The sequence below is a fragment of the Phocaeicola dorei genome (genome assembly GCF_013009555.1).
Taxonomy (GTDB): Bacteria; Bacteroidota; Bacteroidia; order Bacteroidales; family Bacteroidaceae; genus Phocaeicola; species Phocaeicola dorei.
In genome coordinates this window covers 3339159-3352820 of the sequence record NZ_CP046176.1, presented here as the reverse complement: position 1 = coordinate 3352820, position 13662 = coordinate 3339159, and the positions used below count along the sequence as shown (strand labels likewise).

14 protein-coding genes and 2 pseudogenes are annotated in these 13662 nt (G+C 38.8%); 10 read left to right on the top strand and 6 right to left on the bottom strand.

The annotated features are described in order from the left end of the window. Nucleotides 1-8: 8 nt before the first annotated feature. The 7 genes and pseudogenes from GKD17_RS14210 to GKD17_RS23615 form a co-directional block, all read left to right on the top strand. On the top strand, nucleotides 9-1109 hold the full coding sequence (locus tag GKD17_RS14210; protein WP_007832673.1) for a flavodoxin: 1101 nt from the start codon (nucleotides 9-11) through the stop codon (nucleotides 1107-1109). 86 nt (nucleotides 1110-1195) lie between these two features. After that, nucleotides 1196-1396: a Sec-independent protein translocase subunit TatA/TatB gene (locus GKD17_RS14205; RefSeq protein ID WP_008671696.1), complete on the top strand. Its 201-nt coding sequence runs from the start codon at nucleotides 1196-1198 to the stop codon at nucleotides 1394-1396. A 3-nt stretch (nucleotides 1397-1399) separates the two neighbouring features. After that, on the top strand, nucleotides 1400-1885 hold the full coding sequence (tatC, locus tag GKD17_RS14200; protein WP_007832678.1) for a twin-arginine translocase subunit TatC: 486 nt from the start codon (nucleotides 1400-1402) through the stop codon (nucleotides 1883-1885). Nucleotides 1886-2018: 133 nt separating this feature from the next. Next, complete coding sequence (locus GKD17_RS14195; protein ID WP_007832680.1) at nucleotides 2019-2924, top strand: RteC domain-containing protein; 906 nt, start codon at nucleotides 2019-2021, stop codon at nucleotides 2922-2924. A 358-nt stretch (nucleotides 2925-3282) separates the two neighbouring features. Beyond that, entirely contained in the window at nucleotides 3283-3570 is a 288-nt protein-coding gene (locus tag GKD17_RS14190) for a hypothetical protein (RefSeq protein ID WP_007854535.1), read from the top strand. A gap of 39 nt (nucleotides 3571-3609) precedes the next feature. Then, nucleotides 3610-4604: pseudogene (locus GKD17_RS14185) on the top strand (fusion protein). Between the two features lie 82 nt (nucleotides 4605-4686). Further along, a pseudogene (locus GKD17_RS23615) lies at nucleotides 4687-5939 on the top strand (ParB/RepB/Spo0J family partition protein); the annotation flags it as partial. A gap of 492 nt (nucleotides 5940-6431) precedes the next feature. On the opposite strand, the gene GKD17_RS14175 reads toward GKD17_RS23615, so the two are convergent. The 6 genes from GKD17_RS14175 to GKD17_RS14155 form a co-directional block, all read right to left on the bottom strand. Beyond that, the gene (locus tag GKD17_RS14175) at nucleotides 6432-6614 is read right to left on the bottom strand and encodes a hypothetical protein (RefSeq protein ID WP_007832701.1); all 183 of its coding nucleotides are present in this window, start codon (nucleotides 6612-6614) and stop codon (nucleotides 6432-6434) included. Between the two features lie 242 nt (nucleotides 6615-6856). Further along, entirely contained in the window at nucleotides 6857-7303 is a 447-nt protein-coding gene (locus tag GKD17_RS14170) for a hypothetical protein (RefSeq protein ID WP_007832703.1), read from the bottom strand. 2 nt (nucleotides 7304-7305) lie between these two features. Further along, the gene (locus tag GKD17_RS14165; RefSeq protein WP_032935571.1) at nucleotides 7306-7530 is read right to left on the bottom strand and encodes a hypothetical protein; all 225 of its coding nucleotides are present in this window, start codon (nucleotides 7528-7530) and stop codon (nucleotides 7306-7308) included. Next, on the bottom strand, nucleotides 7515-7874 hold the full coding sequence (locus GKD17_RS23785; RefSeq protein WP_007832705.1) for a hypothetical protein: 360 nt from the start codon (nucleotides 7872-7874) through the stop codon (nucleotides 7515-7517). The genes GKD17_RS14165 and GKD17_RS23785 overlap by 16 nt, the downstream gene beginning before the upstream one ends. Before the next feature lie 16 nt (nucleotides 7875-7890). Then, nucleotides 7891-8571, bottom strand: a complete 681-nt coding sequence (locus GKD17_RS14160; protein ID WP_007832707.1) for a hypothetical protein — start codon at nucleotides 8569-8571, stop codon at nucleotides 7891-7893. 39 nt (nucleotides 8572-8610) lie between these two features. Continuing rightward, nucleotides 8611-8847: a hypothetical protein gene (locus GKD17_RS14155; protein WP_007832708.1), complete on the bottom strand. Its 237-nt coding sequence runs from the start codon at nucleotides 8845-8847 to the stop codon at nucleotides 8611-8613. 489 nt (nucleotides 8848-9336) lie between these two features. Between GKD17_RS14155 and GKD17_RS14150 the strand changes: the two genes are divergently transcribed. From GKD17_RS14150 to lacZ4, 3 genes are all read left to right on the top strand, one after another. Continuing rightward, nucleotides 9337-9705, top strand: a complete 369-nt coding sequence (locus GKD17_RS14150) for a hypothetical protein (RefSeq protein ID WP_007832709.1) — start codon at nucleotides 9337-9339, stop codon at nucleotides 9703-9705. A gap of 818 nt (nucleotides 9706-10523) precedes the next feature. After that, nucleotides 10524-11201 carry a porin family protein gene (locus GKD17_RS14145; protein ID WP_007854568.1) on the top strand — a complete coding sequence of 226 codons (678 nt, stop codon included), beginning with the start codon at nucleotides 10524-10526 and terminating at the stop codon, nucleotides 11199-11201. 295 nt (nucleotides 11202-11496) lie between these two features. Then, a complete protein-coding gene (gene lacZ4, locus GKD17_RS14140; protein ID WP_007832711.1) occupies nucleotides 11497-13536 on the top strand; it encodes a beta-glucuronidase LacZ4 in 2040 nt (679 codons plus the stop codon). Nucleotides 13537-13662 lie beyond the last annotated feature (126 nt).

The following is a 13662-nucleotide window of genomic DNA, read 5'->3' as shown; positions in this document are numbered from 1 at the left end:
GCAAGATTATGAAACGGTTATTTATATCTTTATTGCTGCTCGTTCCGGCAATGACTTTTGCCGGATGTGGCGCAGGGGATGACAGTTCAGAAATTGATATCCCCGAAGTTCCCAATGATCCGGGAAACGACGATGATGATAACGACAATCCGGGAACGGTTACCCCCGGAAACGGAAAGATTCTGATTGCCTGGTTCAGCCGTTGGGGGAATACGAACTATGCGGCGGATGTGGATGCCACGACCGGGGCAAGCATCCTTGTAGATAAGGGAACGCGTCGTGGTACGACCGAAATGGTCGCCCGCTATATCCAAACGGCTGTGGGCGGAGACCTGCATCTGATAGAGACTTCGGAACCCTATCCGACGGAGTTCGACGATGTGCGCGACCAGAACCATGCGGAGCAGGCTGCCGGAACACTTCCCGCACTTAAAAACCGCATTGAGAATATGGACCAATACGATATTGTCTTTATCGGCTACCCGAACTGGGCATTGGATGTTCCACAAGCAATACGTTCGTTCCTGTCCTCTTATGACCTCTCCGGCAAAACAGTCGTTCCGTTCTGTACGCATGACGGATACGGAGCCGGCCGCACCTATAATTCCGTCAAAGAGGAAGCTACTGGTGCGAATGTGCTGGAAGGCATTGCTATTGAGGCAACAGACGTACCTTCCGCCGAATCGCAAGTACAGGACTGGCTTGAACGAATCGGTATCGAACGGGAAGAGTCGCAGGGTGCGTCGGTTCGTATTACTGCCGGAGGGCATACGTTTACCGGGGAATGGCTCGACACCCCGTTAGCTGACGAAATCCGGGGTATGTTTCCTCTGACTGCGACTTTGGGACGCTATGGAGGCCGTGAATATTACGGTTCTATGCCCCGGCGGCCGACTAATACCGAAGAGGGGCAGCTTCGTTTCGAAAACGGTGACATCACTTATTGTCCTTCCAATAACACGATTGCCATCTTTTATGCCAAAGCAGATGACCCTGACATGGGGCAACTGACCATGCGGATTATTCCGATAGGGAAAGTTACTTCGGATTTGATGGTTTTCGATGAGATGGACAGCCGTCTGGAATTTACATTCGACAATATACAATAACAGGAGAAGATGATCCGGAATGAGCTAATTATGTCTGCCTTCCGGGTCATTTTTATTAAAAGTAAAATAAACAAATAAAAGCTATGATGGTAACACCACTATTTATCGGCGGTATCGGCATGCAGGAAGTACTGCTGATCGTATTGGTTGTATTGCTGTTCTTTGGCGGCAAGAAGATTCCTGAACTGATGAAAGGAATCGGCAAAGGCGTTCGCTCTTTCAAGGAAGGGATGAACAATGTAGAAAAAGAGATAGACGAAATAAAGGACATAGAACAAAAAGGATAACTGATGGCTACTGAAGCGAACACACAATCTTTTTGGGAACATCTGGACGTGTTGCGGGCGGCAATTATAAAAATTGTCGCCGTAGCCGTCGTGTTCGGTATCGTGGTTTTCTTCTTCAAAGAACAGTTATTTGGCGTTGTACTCGTACCGAAGGATGGCGGTTTTATTACCTATCAGCTGCTCAACCGGATGGCTGCATGGGCAGGAGGTGCAATGGAATCATTTTCCGTTCGACTTATTAATACAGGGTTAGCGCGGCAATTCATCATCCACATGAAGACGGCCCTATGTGTTGGCGTGCTGTGTGCTTCGCCATATATTCTTTATCAGTTATTCCGTTTTGTCTCTCCCACATTATACGATAACGAACGGCGATATATCACGCAGACAGTCGGAGTCAGCTCTGTGATGTTTGGATTTGGGGGGCAGCTACTTTCTGATCTTTCCACAGACTTTTCGCTTTTTGTAAACATATCAGGTAAGTGGTGAGGTGGATAATTTGATTGTGTGCGATTCGTATATCTTAACACTTTTAATGATGTGCCTTGCGATGAACATTGTCTTTGAGATCCCGATACTCTTATGATTGTTTGCGAAGTTAGTTTTTCTTTCGGTAGATTTTATGCGCCGTTATTGGAAACAGGCAGTCGTGATTATCTTTATGGTTGTTGCTATTATTACGCCGACAATGGATAATTTTATTAATAATCTCGAAAAAGAGATTGAAAAGAAATTGAAGACAATCGAATCTGCGGATTTGAATATCATGAAGAAATCTCTTGAAACCTCACAAATATTAGTTAATGCTTTTCAAAAGGTAAAAGAATTTATTGGTTCCTATACATTCAAGGATGAAGCGGAAGAAATAGATTTCTTTAAAGAAATAAAACCTCGTTTGTTCTACCGATTGCTTTCTTATTGTAAGATTTATAATATAGAAATGAATCGTCCGGTAGGAGTAGATTCACAGCGGGCTTATCTGATTGATGAAATCAAGGCTATCAACCGTTATAACGCAAAACGTTCGGATTTTGTACATTATTACCGTTCAGGCTTGACACACCTTGATTCAATTTATTATTTACGAGGACGTATTGACACGGCTCTTTATTTGGAATTGTTCTATTACGAACGTGAACCGATGTTTTCTACTAATTGCGATTTCAAGTTTGCTAGGCTGAAAGCTAACGAGATGTTGATGGTATATCTGAATAAGGAACTCGAAGCATTGGAAAATCGCCAGTTAGAGCAGTCTTTACCTCGTGTCCGTATCACATGGGTTGCGACAAAAACAGAACTTTACGAGCAAATCTACGCATGGGATAGCCGTAAAGTCTTTGGTGATATTCCTTTGGCAAAACTTTTTGACTATATCCAGACCGTTTTTAATATTGAATTGGACTCTAACCATTCACGCACATTCAGCGATATGCGTATCCGTAACAATAAGACATCTTTCTTGGATTCATTGAAAGAAGCATTAACCAAACGGATGCAAAGCTGGACACAAGGGCATAAAAAGAAATAATAACCTAAGACTTTAGATCGAGTAGGTCTGGGTATTTCAGTCCAAACCTCTCATATAACCATATGTGAAAATTTCTCTTTATACAACTACTCTCATCCAAACGGTTTTAATCGGTTGGGCTTAACACCCACCATGTTGTGAATAGTCATATACTGATTGAGACGATAGCAATCCTCTCGAATCTTGCCATATTTTCTTATCTCTTTTTCCTCAAATAACAATTTCCTCATTTTTATTACCTCGTCATGACTTCCCCTTGCATGGTTCAGGGTGCGAAGCTACAGTCGGGGCCTCTAAAAATCTGCCTCCTGAAACGAGCAAGGTGAAGCCACCGACAAAGCATAAAAAAGTCAATGTTATGAAAAAGAGAACAGAAATACAGCAAGATTTGAAACGAGGCTTCGGCTCCATTCCAATCGGCATAAAAATTTTGGTGAAGTGGTTACTGGTCGGTTTCGTTGCGTATGTGGCGGTGCGTTTCGTGTGTGCCTTCGTTGGTGGTATGGTGACGAGTTTAGGCGGTATTCTGCCCACGTTGGCGGTTTTGGCGGTAGTGGTTTTCCTCATCCGTTTAAGTATGGCGCATCTTTTCCACTGTCCTTACCCTTTTTCATTCTTCTCTTTTTCCTCATCCTTTTTTGCGTGATACTCTGAACCGAAATATTAATCATTAAAACAATTCATTATGAACAAAGTACATTTATTGGGAGCGAACAGAAGCTATGACAGAGACGAACAGACCGTTTCAGTCAATCAAGTGGTAATGCTGGAAGGTTACAGCTACGACAGCTATGTAGTGTATGAAGTAAGCTGCATTCAGTAGGGAATAACCTATCATCTTATCAATTTGCGGACGTACGAATTTCATACTTCCGATCTTATCCGACCTTTGTCGGAAAAATTCGGGATAGGCATGTATTATGACGATGCGAACCCCAAGTTTTTAGATCTGTTGGAAACGGCTGCCCTGCTTACCAAAGCGAGGGAGAAGAAAGCGGAGAAAGAACGGCAGAGGAACGAACACACCGCAAAAATCGGAGCGGAACGCTTGCGCCTCCTTATCCCTTCGAATGCAAAAGCCGTCATTTTGTCGGTGAACTACGGGTGAGCGAGTGTGACAGCTATACGGACTACCACGACTACCGTATAGAGAGAGCCGTGATTTTAGGCTTTTCCACCCATACACGAAATCTCTTTTCCGAAATGCGTAAATATGCCGCCAATTTTGAGGGAACGGCTTATTTGGCAGAGAATGACAAGGAATACGAACACCGTGAAAATTACAGCATGGGGGGCGGTATGTATTTAGAACGCAACAAGTATAGCGGTTGGACGATTTCAAAAAGAGCGGATTTACGACCTTGAAAAGTTTATAGAACGATACACCCACACTGCAGGGGACGAAGCCAACATTTATCTGAAAGCACCTCTAAAGGAAAGCGCAGCGAAACAGCCGACAACATTCGCAGATCTTTCAACGCTCAATCTTGAAACCGTGGAATACAGCGAAAAGGTGATAGGCGTATTCGGGGACACCAAGCTGATAAAAGATGTCTTGAAAGGCTTGAACGATCTGTTTTCTGTACGAACTTCATCTATAACGGTGAAAGGTGTGCGGGATGGATATACAGCAGGAAGCAGAAAGTACGTGAGACACTCGCAATGTATGCCAACGCATAGGGACGAAAAAGGCAGGGTGGTTTGTTCCACCCTACCTATCAAAATTAATTCAATCAATATCAACCCATTAAAATTTATAGTTATGAAAACGAACAAGAATGCACGGAAGAACAACAAAGTTCAGAAATTAGAGAAAGAAACGGCAGTGAAAGTAACCGCTTTGGCAATCATCCCCAAACCGATGATATTACTTTAACCGCAAAACGTACCCACAACTGCCGAAGCGGTGGGGCAAACCATGCCCAAGACACCGCTTGCAACGGCAACGGCTGAAATAGACCTTGATATCACAGCCGTACACCCAAGTGCGGATAATCACCGCAAGACGTTCAATGACACATCCTTGCAGGAACTTGCGGACAGCATTCGGGAAATGGGGTCTTACAAACCATTGCCGTACGTCCCGCACGGCAGGCGGTTACGAAATCATCTACGGCGAACGCCACTACCGTGCCTCACTGCTTGCAGGAGCAAAGACAATAAAGGCAACCATATACGACCATATAACAGACGATGAAGCGGAGGACATGTCACTAAGCGAGAACTTACAGCGTGAGCAGGTACGCCCCACCGAGGAAGCGAAAGCCTTCAAACGCCTGCTTGAAAAGGGCAGACACGATATGTACTCACTCGTCAGCCGCTTCGGACGGAGCGAGAAGTATATCTATACACGTTTGAAACTGAACGAATTGTATGAACCTATCGGTGAACTGCTGGATAACGGGACAATCACCGTCAGCGTTGGCTGAGGAAATAAGTACCTATGAAGCCAATATCCAAAAGGACGTGTACGAGAACCACCTGAAGCAGGGCAATAGGGACGATTGGAACGGTTACACGCTCAATCTGTTCAAGAAACATTCTGAGAAATACTACACAACCGACCTTGAACAATACAAGTTCGACAAGACGGAATGCAAGGCGTGTGCACACAACGCAGCCAACTACAACCTTTTTGCCGAACATAATGGGTGCAAACATTGTACCGTAAATGTCTGGGGGGCAAGAACGCAGCACATGTGGTAAAAGAAACGGAGAAACTATTGAAATCCGACCCGAAGCTGGTGATTGCCCGACCCTATTACGGAAGTCGAAACGACACGGCACTCCAAAAATTGGACAAGAAAGGGCATGAAATCAAGGAACTCGACTATAACGTATCGGCAAGGGAATTTCCCAAAGCACCCGAAGCACCGCAAAAGGAGCAGCTCTCCGAACCGACAGAATATGAACAAGCGGTACAGACCTTTGAATAGAAAAACGAGGAATACGCCCAAAAAGGTGGAAGAACTTAACCGTAGAAAGGAAGAGGGCAGGATAAAGACGTACGTCAGAGCCCAATGTATAAGTGAATTAGGATTGCTTATATAATGAAATTGCTCTACTATTTGCAATTGTGATAAACGGTTATGTAGTTCATTTATCTTTTTGAGGTAAAAGCTATTTCCCGTAACTAATCCATCTTTCCAGCCTGAATTTGCAAAAAGATCAATCATATGTGAGTTAACCAATTTATCCTTCAAATCTTTATAGTAGATATAGTCTTTTTTTGTATTCTGTATTGTTCATAATAGTTTGCCAAATCTTTAGGAAGAATATTTAATTGTTCAATCATTTTGTTGGCACTGCTCAGCAAACTTTTCTTTTGTCACCATTCACTATAAATATCACTTGTTTCTTTATATGTTGACTTTTTCTTATTCTGATTTCTTTGGGCCTCTTCTAACTCGTATTGGACCAATATTTTTAATCCTGATGAATCTTCTATAGCTTGCAAAAAAACAAACAATTCCTTTTGGATACTTTTTTTATTCGCGTTATAGTCTTTTAGTAAAAACACATATTGATAAGTATGGTATGTTTTTTCGCTTTCTTTTTTTCAATCAACATTTTATATAAATCACTAACTTGAAAGTATTTTTGTGTCAGTAAAGTAATTTCATGGTTATTTTTTCCATAATCTATTGCATTTTTTTCTATATCTTCTACAATTGACTTGTATTTATTCATGAACTCTTTTCCTTTTTCCTGCCCAAATAAGAAATCTGATAAACTGGAACTTTTTGTTGTGTCAAGTTCTTTGCCCCGTGAAAATGATTGAATTATTTTTGCATAATCTTTTGATGCTTTATCTTTATCGGTGAGGTCAAGAGGGAGTATTTTATTTTTATAGAGTACTTTGTGAAAATAAGAAATGCGTTACCATTCTTTAAAAACCAAATCTTTTTCCTCCATGTATTCAATAATATCATCTAATGGAATGATACATTCGTCATCTTGAAAATCGATGGCATAAAGAGGCTTCGACATGGGGCAAAATCATCTTGTTCAATAGTCAGCCCTGCTTGTACAATAAAAGGGTGTGTGGCTTTAGAAGTGCTTTCAAGATAGGCACTTACTGTAACAAATTGTCCGTTGGCTATTTCTATATTAACAAATGCATATCCATAATCTAAAGATTTGCCAGGCGACCGCAAAACGAGACCATCAGGTTCTCGTCTGTCTTTGACTGGTATGGTTGCGGAACGGAAAACGGAAGAACCAACAAATATAAGTTGCAGTAAATCGGCTATAATACTTTTGCCAGAATCACTATCACCAATAAAATCAGTACAATAGGGATGAAAAATGTAATCATTCTTTTGATGGTGTATGATACCAATGGTAGACAGACTGTAAATACGAGGATATTTCTTCATGTTTATTCTTCTTTAAGCCATTCGTCTATGTGATTAATATAATCTGCAAATTTACGAGTAATACGTTGAAATTCAGGGAAATTAGTAAAATCGTCTTCTTTCAAATTTATCCATCTCAGCTTATGGAAATTTTTGAATGCGTGTTGTACTTCTTGATCAATACGGATATCATTTGTTTTAGTAAAACGTTCTTTGGAGCCTTTTGTTTTGATCAGCAAATGTTGCACATGCTTTTAAGGTCGGGCATATCCATACGGATTAGAGCTACAAACTTTTTTACAGAAATTAGTTCCATGTTATGATCGATATAATAAGCTTTGTATAGTAATAAGGCAATAAGAATATCTTCTTTGAGTAAAGGTGACCGCTCGATGGAATAATTACTTCTTAATACAGGATGGTAGAGCGCGAAATAATAATGTTCGTTTTCACTACCAGCAGGAATAATAGTTATATTCTCATGTCGTTCGAAATAGACTGTTAGATTATCTACATATTTATTTAGATAAAGAAAAAGTGTTTTATCTCCTTCATATTGTATATGAGCACCTCTTTTCAGAGCCTCTACCAATTGTGAAAACAGCTATCTATAGAAGTAAAGAGGGGGGGGATGGGTCTGCCAATTGAATTGTTCCGTTATAGGGAATTGGAAACTGTATTTGTTTATCTGTAATCTGGCTTTTTTCGAGCAGGAAATACAAGAACTTCTCTACTTTTGTATTAAATATGTCACGGTTGAGAGAGGCAAAAAACTGTTTTATTTTAGGCTGTATTTTATCAATACGTGAGTCTACCATTGCTAAACGGAAATGAATGCCTTCAAAATATGAGATGGCTTCGCTTATGAGATCGTCTACTTCTTCACTGTCATCGCGTACTGGATGCGAAATAAGAATATCATTCATCAGGTCAGTTTCTCGGAAGGCTGCTCTTAATTCCCTATTTTGCTGACGTATGGCATCTATTTGCTTTTCTATTTCCTGTAAAGCCACGAGCAAAGTTTCTTTATGTCTTTTGACTTTTTCACTTAAGGCTGTTACAGAACGGTCAATCTGCTGATTAAGATAGTTGACTTGCTCCAGTAAAAGAGTTTGGGGCTTAAACAAGTTTACTACTGTAAGCCAATTTTTTATTTGCTCTTCTGTAGCAGCAACTTCAAGTTTTTCATGCAGTTCCGCACAAGTTATTTCTATAAAAGTAGGATTAAAATGCTGAGATATCAGATGGTATATCTTATCACATACCTGAAAACCAAAATCGGTAAACATATAGGTTTGGCTTTCATCATTATAGATAAAATAAAATTCCTATAACTCTAGAATGTATGCGGTATAAGTTACCCATTGTAATCTTACAGGTTCACCTTTGATAAGACTTACTGCTTCAAAAGCATGATGTATATCTTTCTCCTTAAAAATTCCATGCTTAAATTCTCCATTCTTCATCCGTTCATATAACCAGATAACAGCCAATCCTTTCTTTTTCTCTGGAAAAAGAAGTTCATAGACCTTTTCTATCTTTAATTGTTTGAATAAAGATTGCATTGTAGTAAATATTTAAAGTTATTTCCAAACTCAATTATTACAGACATACGCAAAATATTAGAATAACTTCATGTAAACAGGAAAATATTTAATGTTTATAAGTGATTCATTTGATATTTCATTAAAAAATAAATATCTTTAAACTGTCGGAATAAGGTAAATGCCTATTAAAAGAACATAGAAATTATGTAGGTACAAAACCGAGGGCTTTTTTCGGAGAAGCTTCATAACATGCTGAATATTACGAGTTATTTCAAAATTTGTTAGTTCCGTAAATACCGCAAAATGTTGATTATTAGTAGATTATAGAGTAAATACCCAATTTTACATCTCCTTATATGTAAGATTGGGTATTTTTGTTTTTAATAAGTAATTATATCATGAAAGTAAAAAATGCTTTTATTGTTGTCTTACTAAGTGTGTTTTGTATGACAAGTTGCAATGATGAAAAGTTTGAAATTACATCTTTTCATTTAGATAAAAAATCTTATGAGTGAGATAAATGTTTATTTGAAAAATAATGAAGCTAAGGAATGTTGCTTTTTTACATACAACTATTTAGAGCATAAAATAGATGAGAATCTTATAAGTAAGGGGTGTTATAAATTCTCAGTCGGGAAAAATAATAACTCCAACCTCTCATATGAAACAATTCCATTTTTGACATTAACCTATAAAACAGACGAAGATGGCAAACTAACTAATGAAAATATTACTGCATCAGGTTATAAATTAAATTTGATAGGTTCTTCTTCTGCAACATATAGTATTATAAGTAAGTATTTAGGTGTGGATTGGGACCAAATATTAAAGTTTATAAACACACGTTCAGATATTGCATTTGCTCCTACGATGTAAATGCAAGAAGAGGATACGGAATACTCAGTGAATGGAGATGTGGCTCTATTTCCTCAAATACCTGAAAATATTTTGAAATAAGGCATTTTAAATCTTTCTCAACGTGTTAATTTAAGTAGATAAAGCGTTTATTTTAAGTAGTACGGTTTGTGATATGAGCAATAAGCAGAGTTGCTGGTTGCCCGTTCTGTACAATTAGGATATATACATTGTCTATCTCCTGTTATAATTTCTAGTATAGTTGAACATGAAGAAAATAGCAGCGATATACTTGTACTTAAAAATACAATGATCATTTTCTTTTTCATGATATCTTGTTAAATTTATATTATTGTTCAGCCTCGCAAATGACTGCAAAAATAGAAATAAAAATGCAATTCATTGACTATCAGAATTGCATTTTTGTTTTTTGTTATTGAATATTATGTTCTTAATCCTCTTTTCGGTCTGTTTTTCCTCTTTTTGAATTCTTTGAATTTCATCTTGAACCATTCAGGTATAGGTATTCCATCAATGCATAACCGGAACTTTCTTTTCTCATGTGGGTTTCTCGTGCAATACTTTATTGCTTGTTTCCATTGTATTCAAATAATGGTTGATTTAGGTTGTTTTTTAGCGGATCAGTCATCGCTATGTCGTACTTACGTTCGATTTTATCGATTTGGTAAAATGTTAGTTTGAAATAAAAATAATCTCATGGATGGGGGTAAAATGAAACTTTGTTGTCATTCTGTAAAAAATAAGGTTATTATGATGAAAAAGATTATAGCGACACGATAGTATAAACTATAAAATTACTAACTTTAATTTATTTTTCAGTGAAAAAAGTATTATTATTTGCTGTTGTTTTTTCTTGTAGCATGTGGGCTAATGCTCAGTGTGTCACATGGGCAACCGAAGCTGGGTTATCTGCAATACAAAGAACTGGGTATGGAGAATGCTGGCGTCCATCCACTCGTTTAGGAATATCTGCAGATTATAATGTTAATAATGTGTTCTCTATGAAGTCGGGATTATATTATACTTTTAGAGGATACTCTGTAAATAATGGTGGAACATATAGTAATGGAGATGCTACATGGATAGAAAATGTTTCTCAGACAAGGCATTTTTTACAAGTTCCTATTTGGGTTAAAATCTCTATCCATAGCAACAATTCCACTAAATTTTTCTTTGAAATAGGACCATATATAGGATATTGTATCAAAAATCATATTGATAGTAATCCATATTATCTTACTATACCTTCTTCCGGTTTGGTTGAAGGATATCCTGGTGTGGGAGAAAGTACGGAGGGTGGTAGCAACCAGTTTCTATATCAACATGCGAGAAATTTCGACTGGGGAATGACGTCTGCTGTAGGTATTGAAAATCGGAGGTGGACAGTTAAGCTTCAATATGAAATATCACTTGGAAAAGAATCTAAAAATGATAATATAGGTGTAAACTATAATAGTTTAACCCTCTCTGTTGGTTATAAGCTAAATGTAAAATAATAAACTAATATTTCGTTGGACTTTGTATTTGTAATTATATCGGTATTTTTTAGCATGCTTTTATACAAAATATTCTAAGAAATGCTTGGAAAAATCTCTGAGGGGATATGTGTTGATTTATTATTCTAGTTATAATATATGCCGCTGTGAATATCAGAAGAAAAGTTATTCACGGCGGTTTTGACTTTTATCTTCTTTGTATTCAACTATTCTTCTGTGTTTTAGTTGGTCTCTCAAGTTTTTTATCTATTTTTGCTGTTGGAACATAAATCAAAGTATAATAATAAAAATACATATGAAAAACCTCAGAAGAACTTTTACTGTATTGTTTGCCGCAGCTTTCAGTATGCAGATGTTGGCACAAAGAGAAGATAAGCTTATCAATCAGGATTGGAGTTTCCGTTTTTCCCATCAAGTAAATGCTAATGCTGCACGTAGGGTAGACTTGCCTCATACTTGGAATGCACAGGACGCTTTGGGTGGTAAGCACGATTACAAGAGGGGAATAGGTAATTATACTAAAAAAATATTCATCCGTCCCGAGTGGCAAAGTAAGCGGCTTTTTTTACGTTTTGAGGGAGCGAATTGCGTGAGCAATGTCTTTGTAAATGGTAAACATATAGGTGAGCATCGGGGCGGTTATGGAGCTTTTGTCTTCGAGATAACCGATAAAGTGGAATATGGAAAAGAGAATACATTGCTGGTACGTGTCAATAATGGCGAGCAGTTGGATGTAATGCCATTGGTCGGTGATTTTAATTTTTATGGTGGCATTTATCGGGATGTACATCTGTTGCTGACTGATAACCTGTGTATCTCTCCGTTAGATTATGCATCGTCTGGGTTTTATCTCATACAGCAACAGATTACGGACAAACAGGCAGCTATTTGTGCACGCATCAATCTTTCTAATGGAACGGGAGAACTCCGAAAAGCAGTGCTCCGGTTGCAGGTTAATGATGGAAAAAAGACTGTGTATGAAACGGAGAAGGAAGTAAGTATGATTCCTCATACAGATGTACAGGTAGAGAATATAGAGTTCATACTGAAGAATCCGCGTCTTTGGAACGGGACGCAGGATCCATTCATGTATCAGACGGTGGTGACCTTGATTAAAGATGGAAAAGAGTTGGATAAAGTGGAACAGCCGTTAGGGGTACGTTATTACATCACGGATCCCGATAAAGGTTTTTTCTTGAATGGAAAACATTTGCCGCTGCATGGTGTATGCCGTCATCAGGAGAGGGCGGAAGTGGGTAATGCTCTTTATCCGGTGCATCACGAGGAAGATACTCGTATCATGCTTGATATGGGGGTGAATGCCGTTCGTCTGGCACATTATCCACAAGCTACCTATATGTATGATTTAATGGATAAATATGGCATTGTCACTTGGGCTGAGATTCCATTTGTGGGGCCGGGAGGATACGCTGATAAAGGTTTTGTTGATCAGCCTTCTTTCCGCGAAAATGGTAAGGAGCAGTTGAAAGAGATGATCCGCCAGCATTACAATCATCCTAGTATCTGTTTTTGGGGATTGTTCAATGAATTGAAAGAGCAGGGAGACAATCCTGTAGAGTATATAAAGGAGTTGAATGCTATGGCACATCGGGAGGATCCTACTCGTCCTACTACTTCTGCAAGTAATCAGGATGGCGCGTTGAATTTCATTACTGATCATATAGCTTGGAATCGCTATGATGGATGGTATGGGGCCACACCGGCTACGCTTGCTACATGGTTGGATGCTACTCATAAGAACCATCCCGAAATAAAAATTGCCATCAGCGAATATGGTGCTGGTGCTAGTATCTATCATCAGCAGGACTCATTGGTACAAACTGTTCCCGGAAGTTGGTGGCATCCAGAGAATTGGCAAACAGAATATCATATTCAGAATTGGAAAATAATAAATGAACGTCCGTATGTGTGGGCTAGTTTTGTGTGGAATATGTTTGATTTCGGTGCAGCTCATCGTATGGAGGGGGATCGTTCGGGCATCAATGACAAAGGACTGGTAACTCATGATCGTAAGATTAAAAAGGATGCTTATTATTTTTACCGGGCCAATTGGAATCCAGAACCTATGATTTATATCGCAGGGCGTCGTAATGTGAATCGGGTGAAGCCGCTCGTTGATGTACAGGTCTTTTCGAATGTAGAAGAAGTGATATTGATAGTGAATGACTGTCAGTGTAGAAGGATGAAGCCGGACAGTTTGAAAGTTTGTTTGTTCAAGGAGGTCCCTCTCAGAAAAGGAAGGAATGAAATAGAAGTACGTGCCAGTGATAGTAAAAAACAATTGATAGATCGATGCACTTGGATATTACAATAAAACAATTGCCGCAGGGAGTTATACATCTATTTCTGCGGCGATTGTTTTTTATTAGTTTGATTTAACCAGTTTGTTCATCGTCTTGTGTTGATTCTACACGATCAGAACTGTTGAACCGTCGTTATA

Excerpts from the sequence above, each read along its gene's own strand:
- GKD17_RS14205 (WP_008671696.1), top strand. The coding sequence starts at position 1,196 with ATGGTAACACCACTATTTATCGGCGGTATCGGCATGCAGGAAGTACTG.
- GKD17_RS14175 (WP_007832701.1), bottom strand. The coding sequence starts at position 6,614 with ATGAATAAATACAAGTCAATTGTAGAAGATATAGAAAAAAATGCAATA.
- GKD17_RS14210 (WP_007832673.1), top strand. The coding sequence starts at position 9 with ATGAAACGGTTATTTATATCTTTATTGCTGCTCGTTCCGGCAATGACT.
- tatC (WP_007832678.1), top strand. The coding sequence starts at position 1,400 with ATGGCTACTGAAGCGAACACACAATCTTTTTGGGAACATCTGGACGTG.
- lacZ4 (WP_007832711.1), top strand. The coding sequence starts at position 11,497 with ATGAAAAACCTCAGAAGAACTTTTACTGTATTGTTTGCCGCAGCTTTC.
- GKD17_RS14170 (WP_007832703.1), bottom strand. The coding sequence starts at position 7,303 with ATGAAGAAATATCCTCGTATTTACAGTCTGTCTACCATTGGTATCATA.
- GKD17_RS14150 (WP_007832709.1), top strand. The coding sequence starts at position 9,337 with ATGAGTGAGATAAATGTTTATTTGAAAAATAATGAAGCTAAGGAATGT.
- GKD17_RS14155 (WP_007832708.1), bottom strand. The coding sequence starts at position 8,847 with ATGCAATCTTTATTCAAACAATTAAAGATAGAAAAGGTCTATGAACTT.
- GKD17_RS14190 (WP_007854535.1), top strand. The coding sequence starts at position 3,283 with ATGAAAAAGAGAACAGAAATACAGCAAGATTTGAAACGAGGCTTCGGC.
- GKD17_RS14195 (WP_007832680.1), top strand. The coding sequence starts at position 2,019 with ATGCGCCGTTATTGGAAACAGGCAGTCGTGATTATCTTTATGGTTGTT.
- GKD17_RS14160 (WP_007832707.1), bottom strand. The coding sequence starts at position 8,571 with ATGTTTACCGATTTTGGTTTTCAGGTATGTGATAAGATATACCATCTG.